Genomic DNA, 24,778 nt, shown 5'->3' on the forward strand with positions numbered 1-24,778 from the left:
GTGGAAGTGGTGTCGGTTTCAGGCGGCCCAGCGGCCGAGGGCCTCGGTGAGCTCGGCCAGTGCGGTGCGCAGGGCGGTGGGGTCGAAGAGCCGTGTGTCGCCGGAGAGCAGCAGCCCCCTGGTGCCGTCGGGTCCGGGCTCCACGTGGAGCACCAGGTCGAGGTCGGACCAGTGCTCGGGCACAGCGTGGCCGGGCGTCGGAGCGGGTGCCGGGTCGCCGGAGGCCGCAGCGGGTGCCGTGTCGTCGGGCGTCGGAGCGGGTGTGCTCTCCGGGACGCCGTCGTAGTCGTGCGTGAGCAGGGCCGCCGCGCAGACCGGCGGGCGCACGGCCGGGTCGACCGGGTCCACCAGCTCGGCGATCCGCTCCAGCGGCAGGTCGGAGCCGCCGAGCGCGGTGAGCAGGGCCCGGTGGGCGTCCGCCGGGTCGCCCCCGGCGGAGAGGACCACCGGAAGCATGTCCACCGCCCGGCCGACCAGGCCGGCCTCGGCGGTGCCGGACCGGTGCCCGACCGGTGTGCCCACGACCACCCTGTCGGCCCCGGCGATCCGGGCGACGAGACCGCCGAGGGCGGCCAGGAAGGGGGCGGCCGGGGCCGTCCCGAGCTCGGTGCAGCGGGCCCGCAGACGGGCGTCCAGCTCGGCCGGCAGGCTCATGCGGACGCCCGCGTTGCGGAACCCGCGGCCGCTCGTCCGCAGAGCGGCGAAGGGGTCGCCGGGCAGCGCCGCCAGGGTCTGCGTCCAGTACCGCTCCAGCTCCGCGCGGTCGCGCTCCCGGCGGAGGGCGCGCTCCCGGAGGTGCTGCCGGTAGCTCGGCGCGGGACCGGCCGGTTCCCGCCCGGCGAGCAGCAGGGACAGCTCCTCGGCGAGCACGCCCGCCGAGGGCCCGTCGGCCCGGTTCCTGGCCAGGAGCAGCAGCAGCCGTGTCGTCCCGGCGGCCCCGCGCAGCAGAACGGCCTGCAGGCCGGGGTGGCCGTGGGGCAGCCGACGCTCGATCAGTTCGGCGGGCCAGTCGAGCAGTTCGGGCCCGCCCGGCAGCTCCTCCGTGACACAGGGCCGCCAGTCGTCGGGGGCGGTCGCGCCGGGCAGCGGGCGGAGCGCGTCGTGTCGTTCGACGAGACGGCGGACGGCGTCCGCCACCCGCTCGGGACCGGGGTCGGCCGGGAGGTCGAGCAGGACCGGGACCGGCGGGGAGGGACGGCCGAGCAGCCGCTCCAGTGCCAGTACGTGCCGCTGCTCGGGCCCGGGGACCTCGTCGCCGAGGGGCTCTCCGTCCTCCGACCGCTCTCCGTCCGTCGCCGGTACGGCGAGGCCGGGGCCGGTCGCGCCTCGGGCGCCGAGGGCCGTGGCCAGGTCGGCCGCGCGGGGGTTGCCGAGGACGAGGCGGACCGGGACCTCGGTGCCGAGGCGCGTGGTCAGTTCGGCGGCGATCCTCGCGGCGCCGAGCGAGGCCCCGCCCAGGTCGTAGAGGTCGTCGTCGGGGGCGGCGGAAGGCAGTTCGAGGACGGCGGCGAAGGCGTCCAGGACCGCGGCGAGCACGGGGTCGTCCGCTCGGGCGGCGGCCGGCCGGCCCTCGGGGCGGCCCGCGGCCAGCTCCGTGAGCGAGCGCCGGTCGGCCTTGCCGTTGGCGGTGGTCGGCAGCCCGGCCAGGACGCGCAGTTCGGCCGGGACCATGTACGCGGGCAGGGCGGCGGCGAGCCGCTCCCGGACGGACTGCGGGTCCAGGTCCGGCTCTCCGGCGAGGAAGCCGACCAGTCGGCGGAACCGCTCGCCCACCACGACGACCGCGGCCTCCCGCACACCGGGCACCGCGAGCAGGGCCCGGTCCACCTCCTCCAGCTCCACCCGGTGGCCGCGGATCTTCACCTGGTTGTCGGCCCGGCCGAGGAACTGGAGGGTGCCGTCCGGGTTCCAGCGGGCCCGGTCCCCGGTGCGGTACATCCGCGCGCCGGGCGGGCCCGCCGGGTCCGGCAGGAAGCGGGCGGCGGTCTCCGCGGGACGGCCCGCGTAGCCCCGGGCCACACCGAGTCCGCCGATGTACAGCTCGCCGGGCACGCCGACCGGCAGGCGGCGCAGCGCGGGGTCGAGGACGTGCAGCCGGACGCCGCCGATCGGCCGGCCGATCGGCACGGTGCCGTCGGCCGCCGGCCCCTCGCCGTACCGGTGGGACGTGGCGTCGATGCAGGTCTCGGAGGGGCCGTACTGGTTGTACAGGGTCCCGGAGCCCAGCCTGCGGTAGCGCTCGGCCTGCGCGGCCGGGAGCGGCTCGCCGCCGCAGAACACCACCCGGGCCGGCAGCCGCCGCAGGTCCTCGTCGTCCAGCGCCGCGAGCAGCGAGGGGACCAGGTCGACCACGGTGGCGCCGTGGGCGAGCGCCAGGTCCACCACCGCACCGGGGGTGGCGTCCGGGTCCGTGCCGGGGAAGACCACTCCCGCGCCGGCCGCCAGCGGGCCGAAGCACTGCCAGAACGCCGGGTCGAAGGCGAGCGGGATGGTCTGCAGGACACGGTCCCGCCCGTCCAGGCCGATGGCGGCGCGCCGCCAGGCGAGCTCGTTGGCGAGCGCCCCCTGCGGCACGGTGACGCACTTGGGCGTGCCGGTCGTGCCCGAGGTGAAGACCGCGTACGCGAGATCGGCCGGGCGGAGGGCGGCCGGCGGCGGCGCGGGGCGGCCGGTGCGGGCGAGTTCCCCGACGGCGAGTTCGGCCACCCCGGGCAGCTCCACGGCGGGCGCGTCGGCGCGCCGCACCAGGAAGGCGGCTCCCGCGCCGGTCAGCAGGGTGCGCAGCCGGTCCCGCGGGTCCTTCACGTTCAGCGGGACGGTCCAGCCTCCGAGGTGCCAGACCGCGAGGGTGACCGCCAGGTAGTCGCTGGACCTGGGGAGGCAGACCGCGACGGCGCTGCCGGACCGTACCCCGGCCTCGTGCAGGCCGACGGCGAGGGACTCCACCCGGTCGGCGAGTTCGCGGTAGCCGAGCCGCCGGGTCCGGGCCGTGACGTCGGCGCGATCAGTACCGAACACATCGGCACCGAACACATCGGCACCGGAAGCATCGGTACCGGAAGCATCGGTGCCGGGAGCGAGGTCGTCCGAGGTGGCGAAGGCCTCCGGGGTCCGCTCCACCCAGTGGCGGAACGCCTCGTAGGGCAGGCCGAAGGAGGGCGCGGCCGGCTCCTCGGCCGAGGCGGCGAGCAGCGTCCGCGTCTCCTCGTCCAGCAGGTCGGCGGCGGCCAGCGGGGCGGCGGGGTCGGCGAGCAGCGTGTCCAGGCAGCGCAGATAGGCGTCGCCCAGCCGGTCGAGGTCCGCGGCACCGTAGCGGCCGGGGGCGGCGGTGAGCACGCCGGACACTCCGTCGGGCCGCTCCACCAGCTGGACGGTGAGCTCGTTCTGCGTCCCTCGGACGCGGATCGGCAGGGTCTCGACGGTGAGACCGCCGGGCATCTCACGGCGGGAGCCCTCCCCGGTGAGGACGAACATGGCGGCGGGCGCGGGAAGCGCCGGGCCGTCGAGCGGCACCACCGCGTGTCCGGAGCCGTCGAGGAGCGCCTCGGTCGCCCGGCGCACCAGGTCGGTGAAGCTCTCGGCGGGATGGACCTCCAGCACCAGCGGCAGCGTGGCCACGAAGGCCCCGACTGCGCCGTCCCAGCGGGCCTCGGCGCGGTTGGCCGCGGGCACCCCGATCGGGACGGCCCGGGCGCCGGTGGCCAGGTGCCAGGTCGCCGCGAAGGCGGCGAGCCAGACGGCGTGCGTCGTCGCCCCGGCCCGCCGGGCCAGCTCGGCGACCCGTGCGTCCAGGCCGGCGGGCGGCACGAAGACCGAGGCCCGTTCGGCGCCGTCGTTTCGGTCGCCCGAGGACGTGCCGTCGTGCCGCGGTCCTCCCGCGAAGGGGAGTTCCGGCGGGTCCGCCGGTCCGTCGTGGCGGTCCGCCCAGTAGGCGCCGTTCCGGGCCAGCCGGTCGCGGCCCTCGGCGGAGTGCTCCCACCGGGCGTAGTCGAGGTGCTGCGCGGTCGGCGCGGCGGGCAGGGCGGGCGCGCCGGGTGCCCCGTACGCCTCGAAGAGTTCCCGGATGAGGACCTCCAGCGACCAGCCGTCGCAGAAGGCGTGATGCAGCGTCAGGACGAGGACCGCGGTGTCCGGGCCGGTGTGCAGCAGCAGCGCGCGCAGATGCGGTGGCCGCAGCAGCGAGAAGGAGCGCGCGGCCTCGTCCCGCAGGGCGCGGTCGAGGGCGGCCTCGCCGCCGTCGAGCGTCCGCTCCTCCAGCGGGATCCGCGCGGGCAGGTCGAAGCGCTGCCGGGGGGTCCCGGCCTCCTGGACGATCCTGGCGCGCAGCGCCAGATGGCGGACGGCGAGCAGGTCGAGGCAGGACCGGAGGCGTGCGGTGTCCAGCGGGCCCTCGATGCGCAGGGCCACCGGCACGGTGAAGGCGGCCGAGGGGCCGTGGGCCTGCTCGGCGAGCCAGAGGCGGTACTGGGTGTCGGAGAGCGGATGGCTGCCCGCGTGGCCGTCCGGAGCCGGGGCCCAGGCCCCGGCCCGGTCCCGGTCCTGGTCCTGGTCTCGGTCCCGGTCTCGGTCTCGGTCCCGGTCCCGGGACGGTGCGGTCCTGCGGCCGCCCAGCCGGCGTTCGAGTTCGGCCCGCTGCTCGGGGGTCAGTCGGTCGAGACGTGCGGTGTTCACAGGGCCCCCTCGGCCTCGGCTACCAGCTGCTGGATCAACAGGTCCTCGACCAGCGCGACATGACCGTCGACCGTCCGGACGGCCAGCAGGTCGCGCACCGGCACGTCCACTCCGAACACCTGGCCCATCCGGCGGGCGAGGCGGGTCACGGTCAGCGAGTCCCCGCCCAGCTCGAAGAAGTCCGCCCCGTCCCGTATCCCGTCGAGGCCCAGCTGCTCGGACCACAGCTCGTGGACCAGCTCCACCGGACCGCGCGTCTCCTCCTCGGGCGCGAGGTGCTCCTCCGCCCCGGCGAGGGGCTTCTCCGGAGCCGGAGCCGGGTCCGCCACGGCGGTGACGCGCCGGCGGGGCAGGGGCCAGCGCGGCCCCTCGAAGGGGTACGCCGGCAGGTGGCGGGCCCTGCCCGGGCCCGCCAGCCGCTCCACGGCCACCGGCTGGCCCGCGGCCCAGAGGCGGCCGAGGGCGGCGGACACCGAGCGGTCCGCACCTTCGGCGGACACCTCCCGGCAGAGCGGCGTGGCGTCGAGGCCCGCGGCCTCGGCGAGCGCGGACAGCACCCGTCCGGGACCGACCTCCACCGCGAGCGCGCCGGGGAACGCGGCCGTCAGCGTGGCGATCCCGTCGGCGAAGCGGACCGGCCGGCGCAGCTGCTCCGCGAACCGCTCGGCGGTCACGACCTCGCCGGCCGGGACGAGCGCCCCGTCGGTGTTGCCCGCCCAGGGCACTTCGGCGGGCGCGGGCCGGATCCCGGCCAGCACCTCCCGCAGTCCGGCGGCGGCCGGGTCCATCAGCGCCGAGTGGAAGGCGTGGCTGGTGCGCAGCCGGCGGCTGCGGTGCCGGTCGCCGAGCCATGCCGTGAAGGCGTCGATCTCCGCGAAGGGCCCGGTGAGGACGGTGTCCGTGGCGGTGTTGACGGCCGCGATCTCCAGGCCCGCGCCGGACTCGGCGAGCAGCCGCTCGGCCTCCGCCGCCGAGCAGGTCACGGCGAGCATCGCGCCCGGTTCGCAGTCCTGCATCAGCCGGCCCCGGTGCTCCACAAGACGGGCCGCGGTGGGCAGGTCGAGGGAGCCGGCGAGGCAGGCGGCGGTCAGTTCGCCGAGGCTGTGCCCGATCAGCGCCGAGGGCCGCAGGCCGAGCCCGATGAGGGCGGTGGCGGCCGCGTACTCCACGGCGAACAGGGCCGGCTGGGCGAGCCGGGTGGCCTCAAGGCGCTCGGCGGGGAAGGTCTCGTCGTGCAGCGCCTCGGCCAGCTCGGCGGCGAGCGGGGGCTCGAAGGCCCGCAGACAGGCGTCCAGGGCGTCGGCGAAGCCGGGCAGCGCCCGGGTGAAGGGCTGCGCCATGCCCGGTGTCTGGGTGCCCTGGCCGGGCAGCAGGAAGACCAGCGGAGCCGGTACCGGCTCGGCGGCCACCGCTTCCGGGGCCGCCGCGCGCAGGCCGGCGGCGAGTTCGGCGGCGGTCGAGGCGACGACGGTGCCGCGGTACGGGAGCGGGGCCCGCCGCGCGAGGGTGCGGGCCACGTCGGCGACCGTCTCGGGGACGGCGTCCAGGTGGTCCGCGAGCCGCGCCTTCGCCCGCCGCAGCGCGGCCGGATCGGCGGCCGACAGCACGACCAGCCGGGCCGCTCCGGGTGCTTCGGCGGCCGGCGACAGGTCCTCGGCGGTGTCGGACGGCTGCGCGGGCGGCTGGGCGGACGGCTGCGCGGGCGGCTGGGCGGACGGCTGCGCGGGCGGCTGTTCCACCAGGACGTGCGCGTTGGTGCCGCCGATGCCGAAGGAGCTCACGGCCGCTCGGCGGGGCTCGGGGCCCTCCCACGGGCCGGCCGCCGACGGCAGCGCCAGCGGTGAACCGTCCAGATCGAGGAGCGGGTTGGGGCCGGTGAAGTTCGCGAGCGGGGGGACGGTGCCGCGGCCGACCACCAGGAGGGCCTTCACCAGACCGGCGAGCCCGGCGGCGGCGTCGAGGTGTCCGATGGTGCCCTTGACGGCGCCCACCCGGACCTGGCCGGGGGCGGCCCCGAGCTCTTCCAGGACGGCCGAGGCGGCGGACCACTCGATCGGGTCGCCGACACGGGTCCCGGTGCCGTGCGTCTCCAGGTACCCGAGCGAGGAGGCGTCGATGTCGGCGGCCGCGAGGGCCTCCCGGATCACACGCTCCTGGCCCGCCGCCGCGGGGGCGGAGAAGCCGGGCTTGGCCGCGCCGTCGTTGTTCACGGCCGAGCCGAGGAGGACGCCGTGCATCGGGGCGGCCTCGTCGACGGCGTCCTGGAAGCGGCGCAGCACGATCCCGACCACGCCCGAGCCGCCGACCGCGCCGTCGGAGTCCGCGTCGAAGGGGCGGCAGACGCCGGAGGCGGAGAGGATGCCGCCGGGGATGTGGACATGGCCGGCCTGGGGGGCGTTGGCGGAGGCGGCGACCACGAGCGCCTGGTCGCACTCGCCGTTGTTCAGCGCCTGCATGGCGAGGTGCACGGCGACCAGCGAGGACGAACAGGCCGTCAGTACGGCCATGGCGGGGCCGGTGAGGCCGAGCTTGTAGGCGATCCTGGTGGCGAGGAAGTCCCGCTCGTTGGCGACGATCGCCTCGTCGAACTCGGGGTCGTCGAGCTCGCCGCCGGCCAGCAGCGCCCGCAGGTGCTCGCTGCTGCTGGCGGCCGCGTAGACGGCGGTACGGCGGGTGTCCGGCGCGCGCAGCGGGTGGCCGGCGTCTTCGAGGGCGGACCAGGCGCACTCCAGCATCAGGCGCTGCTGCGGGTCGAGCAGCCGGGCCTCGCGGGGGCTCACGCCGAAGAAGGCGTGGTCGAAGCGGTCGGCGTCGTCGAGGCGGCCGTGCACCGGCACGTAGGCCGGATCGTCGGCGAGTTCCGCCGGGATCCCGGACTGCTCCAGCTCTTCCGGGGTGAGCCGGTGGAGCAGGGTGCGGCCCTGGGCGATCGCCTCCCACAGCCGGGCCACGTCCGGGGCGCCGGGGAATCGGCCGGCCATCCCGGTGACGGCGATGTCCAGCGAACGGTCGCGGCTCATCGGTTTCCTTCCTGGGCTTCTCTGGACGCCTCGGGCCGGACTCGGCGCAGGCGCATCTGCCGGGAGGCGTCCCGGCGGGAGGGGGCGGGGGGCACGGCCGCGTCGGCGGAGGACCCGCCGGAGGCTCCGGAGGCTCCGGAGGTCGCCCCCGTCGGGGTCCGGCGCAGGCGGGACGCCATGTCGCCGACGGTGCTGTGCCGGAAGAGGTCGAGGATCGGCACCCGGACTCCCGTACGCCGGTGCAGCGCGTCCTGGAGCAGGGGCATCAGGAGCGAATGGCCGCCCGCGTCGAAGAAGTTGGCGTCCACGGGCACGTCCGCGACGCCCAGCACCTCCCGCCAGGCCTCGACGACCTCGGCGTGTTCGGGGCGTACCCGGGTGCCGGGCGCGGCCGCGGGTACCCGGCGGTCCGCCTCCTCGGCGAGCCGCCTGCGGTCGACCTTGCCGTTGGTGGTGAGCGGCAGCCGCTCGACCACGTGCACCGCGCCGGGGACCATCACGGCGGGAAGCCGGTCGACGGCCTCCTGGCGGACCCGGGCCGGGTCGGCGGCGCCCGTGACGAAGGCGGCGAGCCGGCCCTGTCCGTGGGCCACGACGGCGGCCTCGCGGACCCCGGGCGCCTCCCGCAGCACGGTCTCGATCTCGCCCGGCTGGATCCGGTGGCCGCGGATCTTCAGCTGGTCGTCGGCCCGGCCGAGGAAGGCCAGGCCGCCGTCCCCGGTCGGCCGGACGCGGTCACCGGTGCGGTACATCCGCGCACCGGGCCGCCCGTCGAAGGGGTCCGGCAGGAAGACCGCGGCGGTGTCGGCCGGCCGGCCGAGGTAGCCGCGGGCGACGCCGGGCCCGCCGACGTACAGCTCGCCGGGGACACCGGGCGGCACCGGCCGCAGCGCGTGGTCCAGTACGTAGAGGGAGTAGCCCGGCACCGGACCGCCGATGTCGATCGGACCCGGCGCCCGGTAGCGGCGGTAGCTGGACCAGACGGTCGCCTCGGTCGGGCCGTACTCGTTGACCAGCTCCACCCCGGGGAGAAGGGCGAAGTGAAGGTCCATCACCTGCTCGGGGAGCGGCTCGCCGGCCACCACGGCCCGGCGCAGGGAGCGCAGGGCGGCCGTGGCGCCGGCCCGCCGGGCCTCGCCGAGCACCACGCCGTGCAGCGAGGGCACGCACAGCAGGTCGGTGACGGCGTGGTGTTCGATGAGACCGATGAGCCGGGCGGGGTCGCGGACGTCGTCCGGTCCGGCGACGACGAGCCGCCCGCCGGCCGTGAGGGTGCCCCAGATCCCGGCGACGGAGGAGTCGAAGGCCAGCGGGGAGAGCAGCAGGAACACCGGCTCGCCCGGGTAGACCGCGCGCCGTGCCGCGGTCGAGGCCGCGAGGCCGCCGTGCTCGACGACGACGCCCTTGGGGCGGCCCGTACTGCCCGAGGTGAAGATCATGTAGGCGGCGTCCCGCTCCCCTCGGGGCGGGAGGGCCGGGGGGACGGCCGGTTCCGGCAGCGCGGTCAGGTCCAGGGCGGTGAGTCCCAGGGACCGGCCCCGGGCCACCGTCTCCGCCGTGCCGAGCAGCACCGTGGCGCCGCAGTCCGCGAGTGCCGCCCTCAGCCGGGCGTCCGGGTGGTCCACGTCGAGCGGGACGGCGACCGCGCCGGCCAGATGGGCCCCGAGCAGTGCGGTGATCATGGCCGTCGAGCGCGGGGCCAGTACGGCCACCCGGTCGCCCGGGGCGACTCCGGCCCCGGTGAGGGCGGCGACCGCGGCGAGCGCGCCGGAGCGCAGCCGGCCGTAGCTCAGCCGGTCCTCGCCGCAGACCACGGCCGCGCGGTCCGGGTCCGTGTCGGCGATCCGCTCGACCAGCCCGCCGACCTGGGTGTACGTCTCCGGCAGCGGCGCCGGGCGGCGCAGTACGGCACCGTCCTCCACCGGCACCCGCGCCGGGGCGTCCGGCTCGCGCGTGAGCAGGACCAGGGTGTCGCGGAGGGCGGCGGCGAGCCGGCCGGCCTGGGCCTCGCTGTACCGGCTGTGCCGGAAGGCGATCTCGACCTCGGCGGCCGAGCCGCTCCCCGCCGTGCCGCCGGTCTCCCGCAGCACGATCTCCAGGTCGTACTTGGCCACCTCGGCCGGGATGTCGACCGGCCGCACACCGAGCCCGGCGGGGGCCGTGGCCCGGGCGGCCGGCTCGTGGTCGACGAGGGCCTGGAAGAGCGGGGTCCGGCCGGGCTCGGCGCGCAGGCCGAGCTCCCGGATCAGCTCGTCGAAGGGCATGTCGCGGTGGGCGTGGGAGCGCAGCAGCGCCTCGTGCGCCCGGCCGAGCAGCCCGCCGCCGGACAGCTCGGGGTCGACCCGCAGCCGGACCGGCACCGGGTTCACGAAGAGCCCGACCACGTCCTCGAATCCGGGCGGCCGGACGTCCATGGTGGTGCCGGCCACGACCTCGCCGGCGGCGCCGTGGCGGTCCGCGGTGAGGGCGAAGGCGGCCAGGGCGAGGACCAGCGGGGTGGTGCGGTGGGCGCGCGCGGTCTCCAGGGCCCGCTGCCAGTCGGCCGGCGTGAGGGCCGCCCGTACCGAGCCGACCCGTTCCGGGTGCTCCTCGGTGCCGGGCCCGCCCAGGTCGATCCCGGGCGCCGCGGCGGCCTCCGCCAGCTCGGCGGTCCAGAACGCCCGTGTGCTCTCGGCCCGTTCCGGGGTCCGGGCCGGGACGTCCCGGTGGGCGCGCCGGGGCGCCGCGACCGGGCGGCCGTCGAGACGGGCGTACAGCTGCTCGGTGATCAGCTCCACCGAGCGGCGGTCGAGGACGAGGTGATGACCGGTCAGCAGCAGGACGTGCTCGTCCGGCCGGTCGGAGAGGGAGATCAGTTCGAGCGCGGCCAGCGGTTCGCCGAAGATGTCGAAGACCTGCCGGGCCGCCGCGCGGAGTTCGTCGTCGAGCCGGGCCTCGGGCAGCGTCCGGGTGCGGAGCGCGAACTCCTCGGCCGCCCAGGCCGCCCGGCCGGGTTCGCCGGCACCGTCAAGGACGCGCAGCCGCAGCTCGCCGTGGGTGTCGACGACCTCCCGCCATGCCTCCGCGAGCAGGTCCCGGTCCAGTGCGCCGCGCAGGCGCACGGCCCAGTGGACGGTGAACTCGGGGCTCTTCGGGTCCAGCAGGTGCATCAGCCACAGCCGCCGCTGGGCCGGCGAGAGGCCGGTGGCCGGGGAGGACGCGCCCGCGTGGGAGGGGCCGTCGGCCGGTTCCGTACCGCCCGTGCTCGTCTCCAGCTGGTGCCGCAGGCCGCGCAGGGTCGGCTCGGCGAAGAACACGGCGAGGTCGATCTCGGCCCCGTACGCCTGGTTGACCGAGGCCACGAGGCGGGCGGCGTCCAGGGAGCTGCCGCCGCAGGCGAAGAAGTCCTCGTCGTCCGAGGCCGCCGCCGCACCCGCCGTGTCCTGCCAGAGCCGGGTCAGCTCGTCCTGCGCGGCCTCGGCCGCGGGGGTCGCCGGGGACGGGGCGGGCAGGGCCTGCTCGTCGAGCTTGCCGCCGGGCGACAGCGGGAAGGAGTCGAGGACGAGGACGTGGGCCGGTACGGCCGCGGGAGCCAGGCGCCGGGCGCAGGCCGTCCGCAGCCCGGCCGGGTCGAGGGACGGTCCTTCGCGGTCGGGCAGCACGTAGGCGAGCAGTCCGTTGGAGGTGCCGGGGGCCCGGCGCGCCACGTACGCGTCCCGGACGCCGGGCAGATCGCGCAGCACGTTCTCGACCTCCACCGGGTCGACCCGCTGGCCGCGGACCTTCAGCTGGTGGTCGGCGCGCTCCAGATAGACGAGGCAGCCGTCCTCCGCCCTCCGCACCCGGTCGCCGGTGCGGTACATCCGCGCACCCGGCAGGCCGGAGAACGGGTCGGGCAGGAAGCGGTCGGCGGTCACTCCCGGCGAGCCGAGGTAGCCGCGGGCCACCTGCGGTCCGGCCACGTACAGTTCGCCGGCCACGCCGGTCGGCACCGGCAGCAGGTCGGGTCCGAGGACGTACGCCGAGACGCCTTCCAGCGGCCGGCCGATGCCCGGGGTGTCCCGCTCGCCGAACGCGCAGACCGTGACGCAGATGGTGGTCTCGGTCGGCCCGTAGGCGTTGACCCCGTCGACGCCGAGCTCCCGGAGCAGCTGCCAGGTCGGCTCGTCCAGGGCCTCGCCGCCGAGCAGCAGGGTGAGCCCGCCGCGCCGCAGCACGTCCTCGAAGCCGAAGTTCCGCATGGCGCCGAACAGCGAGGGCGTGAGGCCCAGGAAGCGGAGGTCCTGCTTCTCGACCCAGTCCACCAGCGTCTGCGGATTGCGGTACGTGTCCTCGTCGGCGACCACCAGGCAGGAGCCGGTGAAGAGGGCGAGGAACTGGAGGTAGAAGAGGTCGAAGGAGACCGAGCTCACCAGGCCGGACCGGGCCGCGCCGCGGCCGGCCGTGAACACCTCGGTGAAGGCCGCGTACGAGGCGTGGTCGACGAGCACGCCCTTGGGGAGGCCGGTGGTGCCGGAGGTGTGGACGACGTAGGCCGGCCGGGACGCGTCGGGGGCGGGTGCGGTGAACGCGTCCGCGCCGGGGGCGGTCGTCCCCCGCCCCTCGGGCAGCTCGACGACCCGGGCCGTGCCCGTGCCGCGCCCGCGCAGGGAGGGGCTGCGCAGCACGATCCCGGCTCCGCTGTCGGCCAGTACGTAGGCGATCCGGTCCTCGGGGTGGAGCGGATCGAGCAGCACCGTGCAGCCGCCCGCGCGCCAGACGGCGAGGACGGCGGCGACCAGGGCGACCCCGCGCTCCGCGAGGATGCCGACGGTGTCTCCCGGTGCGACTCCGTGCTCGGCCAGCCGGGCCGCGAGGCCGTTCACCAGGGCGTCCAGTTCGGCGAAGCCGGTGTCCCCGGCGGGGCAGCTGACAGCCGTGCGCTCCGGGTGCTCGCGTACGAGCTCGGCGAACCGTTCCATCACCGGGACGGCCTGCGCCGCGGGCCGGGCGCGCACGAGTGTGGGGGACTCGATCGCGGTCAGCGGCCCGGAGCCGAGGAGCGGGGCGCCCGGCTCGCCGGCCAGCCGGAGCAGGGTCGCGCGGTAGTCGGCGAGCAGCCGGGCGGCCGCCTCGGCCGTGGTGCCGCCGGCCAGCCGGCGGGTCAGGGCGAGCTCGCCGCCGTCGGGGCGCAGAGAGAGGTCGAACTCCAGGTCGTTGCGTACGGTCCCGGCGCCGTCCTCGGACAGCGCCCGCACCTCGACGCCCGCGAGTCCGGGCGCCGGCAGCGGGCCGTGCGCCTGGAAGGCGACGGTGACGCCGGGCTCGACCGCGCTGAACAGGTCGGCGGCCTCCCGGATCGGTTCGGCGAGACGGCCCAGCGCCTTGGCCATGGTCCGCCGGACGGCGGTGACCAGGGCCGCGCCGCTGTCACCGGCCGCCCAGCGCTGGCGCAGCGGCACCACCCGGGCCAGGCAGCCGACCGCCTCGGCGGTGTCGGGGGTGCGGCCCGCGAAGGGCGTGGCCACCATGACGTCCCGCCGGCTGCCGTGCGCGGCGAAGGTGGCGTACAGCGCGGCGAGGCCGAGCATGTGCGGGGTGGCCCGCAGGCTCCGGGCCGCCGTCCTGAGCAGTTCGGTCTCCGCGGCCGTGAGCGGCAGCAGGGTGGTCTCGGCCTCGGGGGTGCGCGGTCCGGGGGTGCGGGGCAGCGACCCGGGCCACTCGGCCTCGGCCAGCTGCTCCGTCCAGTAGCCCGTCGACGGCGTCGGGGCCGGCGGCAGCGGGTCCGCGGCCGGCGGCAGGGCGGGGCCGCCCGCCGTCCGGCAGGCGTACGCCGCCGCGATCTCCGCGAGGAGGATCTCCAGGGACAGCCCGTCGCAGGCGACGTGGTGGATCAGGAGGGAGAACAGATACCGCTGCGGTCCCCGGCGCAGCAGCCCGGCCCGTACGGGGCACTCGGCGGCGAGGTCGAAGCGGTGGGCGCCCTGTTCGGCGCGCCAGGCGGTCTCGTCCGGCGCCTCGCCGGCCGTCGACCAGACCGGCACGGCCTCCCCCGCCGCCCAGAACGGGCCCTCGCCGTCCTCGCGCAGCCGTCGACCGAAGACCCGGTGGCGACCGGTCACTTCGGCCACGGCGGCCCGCAGGGCCTCCTCGTCCAGGTCGCCCTCGATCTCCCAGACGCGGTGGATGTTGTACGCCTCCGGGTGCCGGCGGCTCGCCAGCCAGATCCCGAACTCGGAGGAGGACAGCGCCTCCTGAGGTGTGCTCTGCCGCATGGATCCGCCCCTGCCGTCCGTCGATCGAATCTCCGCGAACGTTTCTTCAGCCGCCTCCGCGACCGTTTCGCCGGCCGTCCGCGCGGCCGTGCTCCGCCCGTCCTTCGTCATCGCGCCGCCTCCCGCCGCCAGTCCGCGAGGAGCCGCGGGTAGTGGGCGTCCAGGAAGAAGTGGCCGCCCGACAGCTCCTCGACCGTCGCGCCCGCTCCCGCGACAGCGGACCAGCCCGCCACCGCCTCGGCGCCGACCAGCGGGTCCTCGCTGCCGTACAGCACGCCGAGCGGGCTTCGCAGCAGCCCGCCCGAGCAGTGGTGGGCGGCGATCATCGCCAGGTCCGCGCGCAGGGCCCGGCTCACGATCTCCAGCAGCTCCGGCGACTCGAAGACCTCCGGCGGGACCCCTCCGAGCAGCCGCATCAGCTCCTCGGGCCGACGGGACGCCACGGCCGACCAGCCCGCGTCGCGCGGGGCGGCCGTCCCGGCCACCACAACGCGCAGCGGCCGTCGGGCGCCGTGCGCCTGAAGGCGGAGGGCGGTCTCGTAGGCGAGCAGTCCGCCCATGCTGTGCCCGAGCAGGACATAGGGCGTCTCGTCCCGGGCCAGGAGCGGAAGGAGCTCCTCGGCCACCGCCTCGACGACCCGGTCCAGGTCCTCCGCGAACGGTTCGGCGATCCGCGCCTCACGCCCCGGCAGCAGCACCGCCGTCACCGCGCTGTCGCGGCCCGCCGCCCTCCGGAGCGCGGAGAACGAGCTCGCCGCGCCGCCGGCCGGCGGGAAGCAGACGACGTGCAGCCCGGGGGCCTCGTGCGCGCCGCCCGTGCGCAGCCAGCGACCGGGTGCATTTCGGCGCACCTGACTCGCAGCGGAAACGCTCACAGGACCGGACCTTCCTCGAAAAAGCCCGCGACGAAGCGCCCTCGGATATGAGGGTGCGGCCGCCGGGAAAGCGGAAACGGCAGGGATAAGGCCCATGAGATCGGGGCCGGTTACGGGTTCGGAGTCGTCACGTACCCGAGATGAATCAATTCTCGATTCCCGTGGGAGGGCTTCGCCGCTCCGCTGACGGAAATTCAGTTCCATTCTCCGTGCGGCGAACCGCCGCCCGGGCCGGGGTGGTTCACGGACCCCAGGTGATGTCGTTCACCGACGTCGTGCCGGTCGTCGTTCCGGACGGCGCCGCGGCGGCCTCGATCCGGACCTGCGGCGCGGTCGTGCCGGGGTCCGTCGCGACGACCGCGGCGGCCGCGGCGCAGAGGCCGGCACCGGCCAGCAGGACGGCGGCGACGTGCTGCGCGATGCGCTTTCCAAGCATGGTTCTTCCCCCTGGAGCAACCGGAGAAGGTGCGGCGGCCAGGGTTCTCCGACCCCGCTCTTCCCGTTGATCGACTTGATGACCTCAGTCTGTCCACGGCTCAGAAGTCGAGGAAGGGGTTTCCGCTGTCATGATCCGGCCTTGGCATAACCTGTCCAGGGCCGTCCCACCCGAACATTCGGTCGAAGTACGGGCCGACCAGCCTGCCCTCGCAGCCGAGCAGCAGGAAGCCGCTCAGTTCCCTGCGGGTCCGCAGCGCCCTCCCGCACACGGCCGCCCCGATCTCCTCGGCCTGCTCCAGGGAACGGGCGAGCAGGAAGAGGCCGACGACCGGGCCGACGGGCGTATCCGGATGCACGACGACGTACTCGACGGATTCACCGGGCTTTGCACTTCCCCGGAAGATTTCCGAGGCACCGCCCGGCAACGATTCGCTTGATTTCGCGGCCAGTTGAGCGTGGACCATATACATGGCCCCAGGCTCGCATCTCCGGCAAACACTGCAGGAGAGGGCGGATTGGCCGCTTTATGCCATTGCCTGAACCTGCACGCTCGGTGATACTTGCGTCCGACTCGGTCAGAGGAAAACACCGGTTAGTTCAAGGGGGAACGGTGCTCGAGCCACTGGGCCTGGATTCCGCGGCGGAACAGCTCTACAAGTCCATGCTGGCCTATCCGCAGGATGACCTGGCCACGCTCTCCGCCCGTCTCGGCGTCGACGAGCAGGACGCCCACCGGAGCCTCGACTCGCTCAGCACCCTCGCCCTGGTCCGACCCGCGCTGCGGGAGGGAGGCGGTTACCGCGCCGTCAGCCCGGAGATCGCCATGGAGCTGATCCTCTCCCGGCAGCAGGCGGACCTCGCCGCCCAGCAGCTCCGGATCGAGACCTCGCGTGCCGCCGCCGCCCAGCTCATCGCCGAGTGCTCGGCGCTGACGAACACCGCCGCCACCTCCGGCGAGGACGCCGAGCGGCTCATCGGCGTGGACGTCATACGGGAGCGGCTGGTCCTCCTGGCGGCCCAGGCGGAGCAGGAGATCACCACCTTCGCTCCCGGCGGCGCCCACCCGGCGGCCGACCTGGAGGCCAGCCGCCGGCCGAACGGCGCACTGCTCGACCGGGGCATCCGGATGCGGACGATCTACCTCGACAGCGTGCGCAACCACGCCCCGACCCTCGAGCATGTGAACTGGCTGAGCTCCCGCGGCGGACAGGTGCGCACCGCGGCCACGCTCCCGGTCCGCATGGTCATCATCGACCGCCGCCAGGTGGTCCTGCCGCTCGACACCTCCGACGCGCGGACCGGAGCGGTGCTGCTCAAGGGCGAGGGGATCGTCACCGCGCTCTACGCGCTCTTCGAGAGCACCTGGGCCGCGGCGACTCCGCTGGGCACCCCGCCCGTCGTCGACCAGAACGACCTGAGCAACCAGGAGGTCGAGATCCTCCGGCTCCTCGACACCGGGCTCACCGACGAGGTCATCGCGAGGCGCCTCGGCGTCTCCGCCCGGACCGCCCGCCGGCTCACCGCCCTCCTCATGGAGCGGCTGGGGGCCCGCAGCCGCTTCGAGGCGGGCGCCAACGCCGTCCGCCAGGGCTGGCTCTCGCTCACCCGCTGACGCGGCCGCCGGGGAACTCAGCCCGGCAGGCCCCGGTGGACGCGGACCTCGTACGGTGCCGGGGAGGCGACCGCGACGGCGGCCGCGTGGCCGGGGCCCACGGCGAGGTCGGTGAGGTGCCAGCCGGGGAGCGGGCCACGGACGTCGTCCGCATCCAGATCGCGGCCGAGGCCGGTGCCCAGGCCCTTGAGGTACGCCTCCTTGCGGGCCCACAGCCGCGCGAAGACGGCCGGCCGGTCCTGCGGGGACGCGGCCTCGACCTCCTGGCGCTCCGCCGGGTGCAGCACCTTCGCGAGTTCCTCCGCGGTCCCGGCCTTCGGTAGGGGCTCCGCGTCGACGCCGACGGGGACGGGCGCGACGCCGATCACGACCAGGCCCCGGGTGTGCGACAGCGAGAACTCCGGTGCCGCCGCCGACCGCAGGACGGGCCGCCCGTGCGGACCGTCGCAGCACGGGCAGGGGGCCCGGTCGAAGCGCAGCGCGCCGGGTGCGATGCCGGTCAGGGCGGCCAGGACCGTCCGGAGCGCGATGTGGGCGAAGCCGTAGAGGTGCCGGTCCTCGTCCCGGACGAAGGCGGCCGCCCGACGGCGCTCCTCCTCGTCCAGGACGCCCGGGTCGAGCGCGGCCGACGGGGGCGGGACCGGCAGCGCCCACACGCGCACGTCGAGCGTGTCGTCGGCTCCGGTGCCCCGGGACGGAGTCAGTGACGTTCCCATGGGCGTCATGCTGACAGACGGGTGCCGGGTCCTGTCCGGCGGATCGGCGCCGCGGACCCGGACGTGATCCGCCGGGGCGTGCCTAGATCACCGGCGGGCGGCCCAGGCGGGTCATGTGGAGGACCGTCGTCCAGCGCATCGGGGTGCGGGGGCCGCAGGAGCGGCGGACGCCCTCGGCGAAGCCGCCGAACCAGGCCTTGAGACCCGGCAGGGAGCGGGTGCGGGCCAGGGTCAGCAGGGTCCACACGCCCAGGTAGACGGGGACGAGGAGGGCCGGCAGGTTGCGCTTGGCCAGCCAGACGCGGTTGCGGGCGGTCATCCGGTAGTAGACGGCGTGCCGGGCCGGGCTGGTCCTCGGGTGCTGGAGGAGGAGCTCCGGCGCGTACAGGACCTTCCAGCCCGCGTCGAGGGCCCGCCAGGCGAGGTCGGTCTCCTCGTGGGTGAAGAAGAAGTCCTCCGGCCAGCCGCCGATCCGGTCGAGCATCGGCATCGACAGGCCGTGGCCGCCGCCGAGGAAGGTGGTGACCTCGCCGCCGCGCAGCGGGTCCTTCGCCCCGAGGCGCGGAACGTGCCGGCGCTGGGTCTCGCCGGTCTCGTCGGCGATGCGGAACGACACGATGCCCAGGGCCGGGTCCGCCTCGTACAGGTCGGCGAGGCGGCGGAAGACGTCCTCGTCGACGAGGAGGCCGTCGTCGTCGAGGTCCACCACGATGTCGACGTCGCCGAACGCGCGCAGCGTCTCGATCGCGACGTTCCGGCCGCCCGAGACGCCCCGGTTCTCGGGGAGTTCGACTCCGGTCACGCCCTCGGGCAGGGCGGGGAGCGAGCCGGTGCCGTTGCCGACGACGACGATCCGGGCGGCGGGCTCGTCCTGGCCCGCCACGGCGTCGAGCAGGGCCCTCAGCTCGGCGGGGCGCGTGCCCATCGTCAGTACCGCCACACCCACACGAGGTCGCGCCACGACCCACTCCGTCCCATGTCCGCCGGAACTCGCTCCGGGCCGCGATGCTAACCGTCCGGGGACACCTTCCGTTCACCAGGACCACGGGTGTCGTGCACCGGACGGGAGCCCCGAGGGGGGCGCGCGACGAGGGGGGCCGCCGGGCGGCTCTACGCTGGTTCCCTTCCGTCAGGTTGATCGATCGTCGAAAGGGTGGTCTCCAGGTGCTGGTCGCGGACCGATATCGGCTTCATGTGTGTATCGGCCGGGGCGGCATGGGCGAGGTGTGGCAGGCCACCGACGAGGTCCTGGGCCGGGCCGTGGCCGTGAAGCTGATGCTGGCCCAGGCGACCGACCCCTCCGCCGGTGACCGCTTCCGGCTGGAGGCGCAGACCGCCGCGCGGCTGAGTCACCCGCACGTGGTGGGCGTCTTCGACTTCGGCACCTGGGACGGAAAGCTGTTCCTGGTCATGGAGTTGGTGGAGGGCGACAGCCTTCAGGGGAACCCGGCCGACCCGCTGGTCCTGACCGCCGAGCGGGTCGCCGTGGTCGCCGCGCACGCCGCCGCCGGACTCGCGGCCGCGCACCGGCAGGGCGTGGTGCACCGGGACATCAAGCCGGGGAACCTGCTCGTCGACGCCGAAGGCACGGTCAAGCTGGCCGACTTCGGCATCGCGCGGTTCGTCGACGACCCCTCGGCCGCGCTCACGACGACGGGCCAGATCGTGGGCACGGGACTCTACCTCGCACCCGAGCGTGCCCTCGGGCAGCCCGCGTCCCCCGCCTCCGACGTGTACTCGCTCGGCTGTGTGCTCTACCAACTCCTCACCGGAAGACCGCCGTTCCGCGCGGACACCGCGACGGCCCTGCTGTACCAGCACATCGACACCGCGCCGGTGCCGCCGAGCCGGCTCGGCGCCGCGCTGCCGGCCGAGTTCGAGACGTACCTGCTGAGCCTGCTCGCGAAGCAGCCGGAGCAGCGGCCGTCGGCGCAGGCGATCTCGGACTGGTTCTCCTCCGGCGCCTGGCGCTCCTACCCCGGGGCCGCCCCGGTCCGGCCTCAGGCTCACCATCAGCCCCCCGCACCCCATCAGCCCGCCGGGGCGGCGCCCCTGCCCATGCCCGCGCCGGTCCACACGCCCGCGCCGACCCCGCCGCCGATGAACCGGCCGCCGACGACCCGCTCCGCGCCCGCCGCCCGGCGGCGCCAGAGCCAGCCGAGCACCGGCGGCGCACTCGCCGAGCTGTCCCGGCGCCGGCCGCGCAAGACGGCCGCCGTGGCCGGGGCCATCGCCTTCGTCGTCTTCCTGATCATCGGGATGGCCTGGCTGTCCTGACCGCCCGGGAGGCACTCAGTACAGTCTGGGCGCCATCACGTGCGGTTCCCCGTCCGCCTCCGCGAGGAGCAGGCAGCGCGGTACGCCGGGCCCCGGGGTCGCCCGTACGGCCACCGGCGTCGGCGGGTCCGTCGGCAGCTCGATCTCCAGGGTGACCGGCCGGTCGTCGTGGGTCGTGGCGTGGCCGGTCTCCTTGCCGTCGACGAGCACCTCGACGACCGGGGTGTGCCCCGTCTGCACGGTCGCGGAGACCGAGTGACCGAGGTAGTCGATGTGGAAGTGGTGGCGTGCCCTCATGGGCCACCTCCGAACCGCGTGAGTGGTGCGCGTGCCCCGCGAGCGGACGCGTACCTCCAGCCTAGGCACGGTCCGGCGGTCCCGCCCGCTCCGAAGTGCGGCCGTAGTACCCCGGTGTTCAGATGGACCGGTACGCCGATCACCGCCCGCAAGCGGAACGGAGCACCAGGCACATGAGCGACACCCTGCCCTCCTTCGAGGACACGACCGACTTCGACGACGCCGACCGGGGCTTCCTCGGCGCGCTCGTCCCCGGTGTGGTGACGGCCGCCGACGGCCGGGTGATCTGGGACAACGACGCCTACGGCTTCCTCAAGGGCGACTGCCCGGACACCGCGCACCCCAGTCTGTGGCGGCAGGGTCAGCTCTCCGCCCGACAGGGCCTGTACGAGGTCACCGCGGGCATCTTCCAGGTCCGCGGCCTGGACATCTCCAACATGACGCTCGTCGAGGGCGAGCGCGGGGTGATCGTCATCGACCCGCTGATCTCCGTGGAGACGGCGGCCGCCGCCCTCGCGCTGTACCGGGAGCACCGGGGCGACCGGCCGGTCACCGGAGTGATCTACACCCATTCGCACGGCGACCACTTCGGCGGGGTCCGGGGCGTCCTCCCGCACGGCACCGAGGAGGGCGTCCCGATCCTCGCCCCCGCCGGCTTCCTGGAGCACGCGGTCAGCGAGAACGTGTACGCGGGCACGGCGATGACCCGCCGGGCGAGCTACATGTACGGCGTCGGGCTCCCGAAGGCCCCCGACGGCCAGATCGGCGTGGGCCTCGGTCAGGGCACCTCCACCGGCACCATCAGCCTGATCCCGCCGACCGTGGACATCACGGAGACCGGGCAGCAGGAGACGGTCGACGGCGTGCCGATCGTCTTCCAGCTGACGCCGGGCACCGAGGCCCCGGCCGAGATGAACTTCCTCTTCCCCGACCACCGCGCCCTGTGCCTGGCGGAGAACGCCACGCACAACATGCACAACGTGCTCACCCTGCGCGGCGCGGTCGTCCGCGACTCCCGGATCTGGGCGCACTACCTGGACGAGGCGATCGAGTACTTCCACGGGCAGTACGACGTCGGCTTCGCCTCCCACCACTGGCCCACCTGGGGCCACGACAACGTGGTGCGGTTCCTGGGCGAGCAGCGCGACCTCTACGCGTACCTGCACGACCAGACCCTCCGCCTGCTCAACGAGGGCTGGACGGGCGTCGAGATCGCCGAGCGGATCGAGCTGCCGCCCGCCCTGGAGAAGGCCTGGCACGCCCGCGGCTACTACGGCTCCCTCAGCCACAACAGCAAGGCGGTCTACCAGCGGTACCTGGGCTGGTACGACGGCAACCCGGCCCACCTGTGGGAGCACCCGCCGGTGGAGCTCGCGCAGCGGTACGTGGACGTGGCGGGCGGCCCCGCCGAGGCCCTCGCCAAGGCCCGCCGGTACGTCGAGAGCGGCGATCCGCGCTTCGCCGCGACCCTCCTGAACCACGTGGTCTTCGCCGACCCCGGGAACGAGGAGGCGAAGCAGGCCCTCGCCGCCGTGTACGAGGAGCTCGGGTACGGCGCGGAGAACGCCACCTGGCGGAACTTCTATCTGCGCGGCGCCCAGGAGCTCCGGCAGGGCATCACGGGCGACATGGTCGACATGACCAACCCCGAGATGGCGATGGCCCTCACCGTCCCCATGCTGATCGACTCCCTCGCCGTCGCGATCGACGGGCCGCGCGCCTGGGACGAGGACCTGACGATCGACCTCGTCCTCCTCGACGTCCCCACGGACGCGGGCGAGCGGCACCGGCTCACCCTGCACAACGGCGCCCTCACCCACCGGGTGGTCGCCGAGCCCCGGACGCCCGCCGGACTGACCCTCACCCTCGGGAAGGCCCAGCTGCTCGGCCTGCTCGCCGGGAAGAGCCTCCAGGAACTCGGGATCGGGGTGGAGGGCGACCCGGCCCTGCTCGCCCGCCTCTTCTCGTACGTGACGAAGCCGGACGCCCAGTTCCCGATCGTCACCCCCTAGACCATCCGTGCAGACCGTCCGTGAGGAGGCCCCGATGGACCGTGCTCAGCGCACCGTCCACGCCAGGACGCCCAGCAGGATCAGCATCAGGCAGATTCCGAGGTTGACCACCTTGTACTGGAGGAAGACCGCGACGAACTCGCGGATCGTCGCCGAGGGCCAGAAGTAGGCGGCGGTCGGCGAGCCCACCACCTGTCCGTCGATCCCCGCCCTCCGGGCCATCAGGGCGGCCCGGAAGGCGTGGAAGTTGTTGGTGACGATCACGCAGGAGGAGCCCGGCCGGTCCCGCTCCATCAGCTCCTTGCTGAAGAGCATGTTCTCCTCGGTCGTGCGCGAGCGGTCCTCGCGCACGACCGCCCCGGCCGGGAAGCCGCCGTCGGTCAGGTAGTCGGCCATCGCGTGGGACTCCGGCAGCTCCTCGTCGGGCCCCTGCCCGCCCGAGGTGATGAGGACGGGCGCGTCCCCGCCCCGCGCCGCCAGCGTCTCGTACACCTGCCGGCCCCGGTCCAGCCGGCTCGCGAGCAGCGGAGGCACCCGACGACCACCGATCAGACCGGAGCCGAGGACCACGACGTAGTCGGCGTCGCGGCGGAGCCGCATCCGGCCGTACAGGTACGCGTAGCCGACGAAGCAGAGGAAGAGGAACGAGACGTAGCCGAGGACCAGCAGGGTGGTGCTCGTGAGCAGGCCCAGGATCCGCGAGCCGGTGGCGGCCGTCGCCACCGCCAGGCCCATCACCCCGAACATGCCGAGTCCCGCGAGCAGCGCGAGCAGGTTGGCCGGGCGTCTGCCCTCCTTGCGGACCATCTTCACGCCGTTCGCGCAGAGCAGCCCGGCGAGGACGACCGGGCCGAGACCGAGCACGAGCAGCACGAGCACCATGAGGGTCTCGGCGAGCCCGGGGCGGGCCTCGTCGATCCCGAAGAGGAGACCGATCCCGAGGAAGGTGACGGCGAGACCGAGGTACACGGCGTTGCCGAAGCGGCGCCGGTCGCGCAGCACACCCACCCCGAAGAGCAACAGAAAAACGGCAGCTGCGACGAAGGCGAACATTCCGACATCGTAGGCATCCGGACCGACAACGGAACGGCCGCGGACCCCGCCCTGTGGAAAACCCGGCGCTAGATCTCTCCCGCCAGAGCGAACAGGCCGCGCCTCGCGCCCTCTTCGTACGCGCTCCGCAGCTCCGGGTCGACGAGCAGCGCCCCGAGGGCCTCCTCGCCCCGGGTCCGGGTGACCACGCAGTACTCCGCCGGCCGGTACGAGGAGTCGAAGGCCGAGGTCCGCAACAGGTCGACCGCGCCCAGGAGATGGGCCGCCGCGTCGTGCTTCCCCTCCATCGCCCGCATCTGCGCGAGGAGTTCCGCCGCGCAGGCCGCGCCCACCGCGGAGCCGAGCCGCAGATGCTCGCGCAGGGCCCGCCTGGCGTACTCCGCGGCCCGCTCCCGCTCCCCGTCCCAGGCGCCGAGTTCGGCCCGTACGTGGTACGCCCAGGCCTCGGCGAACATGTCACGGCCCACCCAGGCCCCCCGGCTCTCGCGGTCCAGATCGCCCTGGTCCAGCGCCTCCTGGGCGGCCTCCGGGTCGGAGCGGCACAGGGAGAGCGCGAGGCCGACCCAGCAGGCCCGACGGCTCGGCCCGAACTCCGGGTGCTCCTCCATCAGCGCGAGCGCCTCCCGGAATTCGGCCGCCGCCGCACGCGTACGCCCCTGGTAGAGGGCGGTCGCGCCGCGCAGATGGGCCAGGAGCGCCAGACAGCGCTCGTCGCCGTCCCGTACGGCCGCCGCCCACGCCTTGGCGAGGAGCGGGTCGGCGTCCTCGGGACGGCCCGACTCCAGCTCCAGGAAGGCCGCGAGCCACAGGGCGCGGGCGGACGGCGGTCCGGCGTGCAGGCTGAGGGCGTGCCGCAGCCGGGTGCGGCCCTCGGCGATCCGCCCGCAGGCCACCCACAGGAACCACAGGGAGACCGCGATCTCGACGGACGTCTCGGCCTCGGCGTTCGGCGAGAGCGGCGCGGTCGTCGGGTCCATGGCGGCGGCCAGGTCGGGGAGTTCGCGCAGCGCGAGGTCCCGGGCGTCGAGCTGACGGCCCCGCTGCCACCAGTCGGCGGCCCGCCGGGCGACCTTCACGCACCACCTGCGGTGGTGCAGGAGGACGGCCCAGCGGTCGCCGCGCGCGGTGAGCCGGCGGGCACCGACGGCCCGCATCGGGTGCGGCATCCAGTACCGGGGCAGGCCGTCCTCGCCGTCGAAGAGGTCGTCGACGGGCAGCAGGGCGAGGGGCGCCAGCCGGTCGAGGACCGCCTCGATCCGCCCCGCGGGCAGCGTGCCGGAGGCGCAGACCTCGCGGACGGCCTCCCGGCCGAAGGCGCCCTCGAAGACGGAGAGCCGCTCCCACAGGAGCCGTTCGGCCGGCCCGCAGCTCTCGTAGCCGCGTTCGGCCGCGGCGATCTGGTCGAGGCCGACCGATTCGCCCCACAGGCGTTCGGTCTCCGGTGGTTCTCCTGTCCACATGTGGTCCAGCCCCCGTGTCACTTCTCCGCCCTTCTCCTGTGACATAGGACGGATTTAATGGAAATCGGCCAGGTTCGCGGCTTGAATGCATGAGCCCTGGTCCACATCCTGGGG

14 protein-coding genes are annotated in these 24,778 nt (G+C 75.2%); 3 read left to right on the top strand and 11 right to left on the bottom strand.

Annotated features, from left to right (window positions below):
• Window positions 1-18: 18 nt before the first annotated feature.
• From AB5J54_RS18605 to AB5J54_RS18630, 6 genes are all read right to left on the bottom strand, one after another.
• Complete coding sequence (locus AB5J54_RS18605) at window positions 19-4,671, bottom strand: amino acid adenylation domain-containing protein (protein ID WP_369145034.1); 4,653 nt, start codon at window positions 4,669-4,671, stop codon at window positions 19-21.
• A complete protein-coding gene (locus AB5J54_RS18610; RefSeq protein ID WP_369145035.1) occupies window positions 4,668-7,691 on the bottom strand; it encodes a type I polyketide synthase in 3,024 nt (1,007 codons plus the stop codon). Before AB5J54_RS18610 ends, AB5J54_RS18605 begins: the two co-directional genes overlap by 4 nt.
• Window positions 7,688-13,924: an amino acid adenylation domain-containing protein gene (locus AB5J54_RS18615; protein WP_369145036.1), complete on the bottom strand. Its 6,237-nt coding sequence runs from the start codon at window positions 13,922-13,924 to the stop codon at window positions 7,688-7,690. Before AB5J54_RS18615 ends, AB5J54_RS18610 begins: the two co-directional genes overlap by 4 nt.
• A gap of 107 nt (window positions 13,925-14,031) precedes the next feature.
• Window positions 14,032-14,775 carry a thioesterase II family protein gene (locus tag AB5J54_RS18620; protein ID WP_369145037.1) on the bottom strand — a complete coding sequence of 248 codons (744 nt, stop codon included), beginning with the start codon at window positions 14,773-14,775 and terminating at the stop codon, window positions 14,032-14,034.
• A 265-nt stretch (window positions 14,776-15,040) separates the two neighbouring features.
• Window positions 15,041-15,235, bottom strand: coding sequence for a hypothetical protein (locus AB5J54_RS18625; protein ID WP_369145038.1), 195 nt, complete (start codon window positions 15,233-15,235; stop codon window positions 15,041-15,043).
• A gap of 100 nt (window positions 15,236-15,335) precedes the next feature.
• The gene (locus AB5J54_RS18630; protein WP_369145039.1) at window positions 15,336-15,707 is read right to left on the bottom strand and encodes a hypothetical protein; all 372 of its coding nucleotides are present in this window, start codon (window positions 15,705-15,707) and stop codon (window positions 15,336-15,338) included.
• Between the two features lie 140 nt (window positions 15,708-15,847).
• Here AB5J54_RS18630 and AB5J54_RS18635 point away from each other — a divergent pair, with 140 nt between their 5' ends.
• Window positions 15,848-16,849: a LuxR C-terminal-related transcriptional regulator gene (locus AB5J54_RS18635; RefSeq protein ID WP_369145040.1), complete on the top strand. Its 1,002-nt coding sequence runs from the start codon at window positions 15,848-15,850 to the stop codon at window positions 16,847-16,849.
• Window positions 16,850-16,866: 17 nt separating this feature from the next.
• Here AB5J54_RS18635 and AB5J54_RS18640 read toward each other — a convergent pair whose 3' ends face one another.
• Window positions 16,867-17,565, bottom strand: a complete 699-nt coding sequence (locus AB5J54_RS18640; RefSeq protein ID WP_369145041.1) for a 4'-phosphopantetheinyl transferase superfamily protein — start codon at window positions 17,563-17,565, stop codon at window positions 16,867-16,869.
• An 82-nt stretch (window positions 17,566-17,647) separates the two neighbouring features.
• Complete coding sequence (locus AB5J54_RS18645) at window positions 17,648-18,526, bottom strand: glycosyltransferase family 2 protein (RefSeq protein WP_369145042.1); 879 nt, start codon at window positions 18,524-18,526, stop codon at window positions 17,648-17,650.
• Window positions 18,527-18,759: 233 nt separating this feature from the next.
• On the opposite strand from AB5J54_RS18645, the gene AB5J54_RS18650 reads away from it, so the two are divergent.
• Window positions 18,760-19,842, top strand: coding sequence for a protein kinase (locus AB5J54_RS18650; RefSeq protein WP_369145043.1), 1,083 nt, complete (start codon window positions 18,760-18,762; stop codon window positions 19,840-19,842).
• Between the two features lie 15 nt (window positions 19,843-19,857).
• Here the strand turns inward: AB5J54_RS18650 and AB5J54_RS18655 are convergent, their stop codons facing one another.
• Window positions 19,858-20,139: a hypothetical protein gene (locus AB5J54_RS18655; RefSeq protein ID WP_369145044.1), complete on the bottom strand. Its 282-nt coding sequence runs from the start codon at window positions 20,137-20,139 to the stop codon at window positions 19,858-19,860.
• A 173-nt stretch (window positions 20,140-20,312) separates the two neighbouring features.
• On the opposite strand from AB5J54_RS18655, the gene AB5J54_RS18660 reads away from it, so the two are divergent.
• Window positions 20,313-22,151, top strand: coding sequence for an alkyl/aryl-sulfatase (locus tag AB5J54_RS18660; RefSeq protein WP_369145045.1), 1,839 nt, complete (start codon window positions 20,313-20,315; stop codon window positions 22,149-22,151).
• Between the two features lie 45 nt (window positions 22,152-22,196).
• On the opposite strand, the gene AB5J54_RS18665 is transcribed toward AB5J54_RS18660, so the two are convergent.
• Together AB5J54_RS18665 and AB5J54_RS18670 are read right to left on the bottom strand one after the other, a co-directional pair.
• Complete coding sequence (locus AB5J54_RS18665) at window positions 22,197-23,204, bottom strand: YdcF family protein (protein ID WP_369145046.1); 1,008 nt, start codon at window positions 23,202-23,204, stop codon at window positions 22,197-22,199.
• A 68-nt stretch (window positions 23,205-23,272) separates the two neighbouring features.
• On the bottom strand, window positions 23,273-24,709 hold the full coding sequence (locus tag AB5J54_RS18670) for a tetratricopeptide repeat protein (RefSeq protein WP_369145047.1): 1,437 nt from the start codon (window positions 24,707-24,709) through the stop codon (window positions 23,273-23,275).
• Window positions 24,710-24,778: the final 69 nt, after the last annotated feature.

Source organism: Streptomyces sp. R44 (assembly GCF_041053105.1).
Classification (GTDB): Bacteria; Actinomycetota; Actinomycetes; order Streptomycetales; family Streptomycetaceae; genus Streptomyces.

Excerpts from the sequence above, each read along its gene's own strand:
- AB5J54_RS18615 (WP_369145036.1), bottom strand. The coding sequence starts at position 13,924 with ATGCGGCAGAGCACACCTCAGGAGGCGCTGTCCTCCTCCGAGTTCGGG.
- AB5J54_RS18665 (WP_369145046.1), bottom strand. The coding sequence starts at position 23,204 with ATGTTCGCCTTCGTCGCAGCTGCCGTTTTTCTGTTGCTCTTCGGGGTG.
- AB5J54_RS18660 (WP_369145045.1), top strand. The coding sequence starts at position 20,313 with ATGAGCGACACCCTGCCCTCCTTCGAGGACACGACCGACTTCGACGAC.
- AB5J54_RS18625 (WP_369145038.1), bottom strand. The coding sequence starts at position 15,235 with ATGCTTGGAAAGCGCATCGCGCAGCACGTCGCCGCCGTCCTGCTGGCC.
- AB5J54_RS18640 (WP_369145041.1), bottom strand. The coding sequence starts at position 17,565 with ATGGGAACGTCACTGACTCCGTCCCGGGGCACCGGAGCCGACGACACG.
- AB5J54_RS18610 (WP_369145035.1), bottom strand. The coding sequence starts at position 7,691 with ATGAGCCGCGACCGTTCGCTGGACATCGCCGTCACCGGGATGGCCGGC.
- AB5J54_RS18630 (WP_369145039.1), bottom strand. The coding sequence starts at position 15,707 with ATGTATATGGTCCACGCTCAACTGGCCGCGAAATCAAGCGAATCGTTG.
- AB5J54_RS18670 (WP_369145047.1), bottom strand. The coding sequence starts at position 24,709 with ATGTCACAGGAGAAGGGCGGAGAAGTGACACGGGGGCTGGACCACATG.
- AB5J54_RS18655 (WP_369145044.1), bottom strand. The coding sequence starts at position 20,139 with ATGAGGGCACGCCACCACTTCCACATCGACTACCTCGGTCACTCGGTC.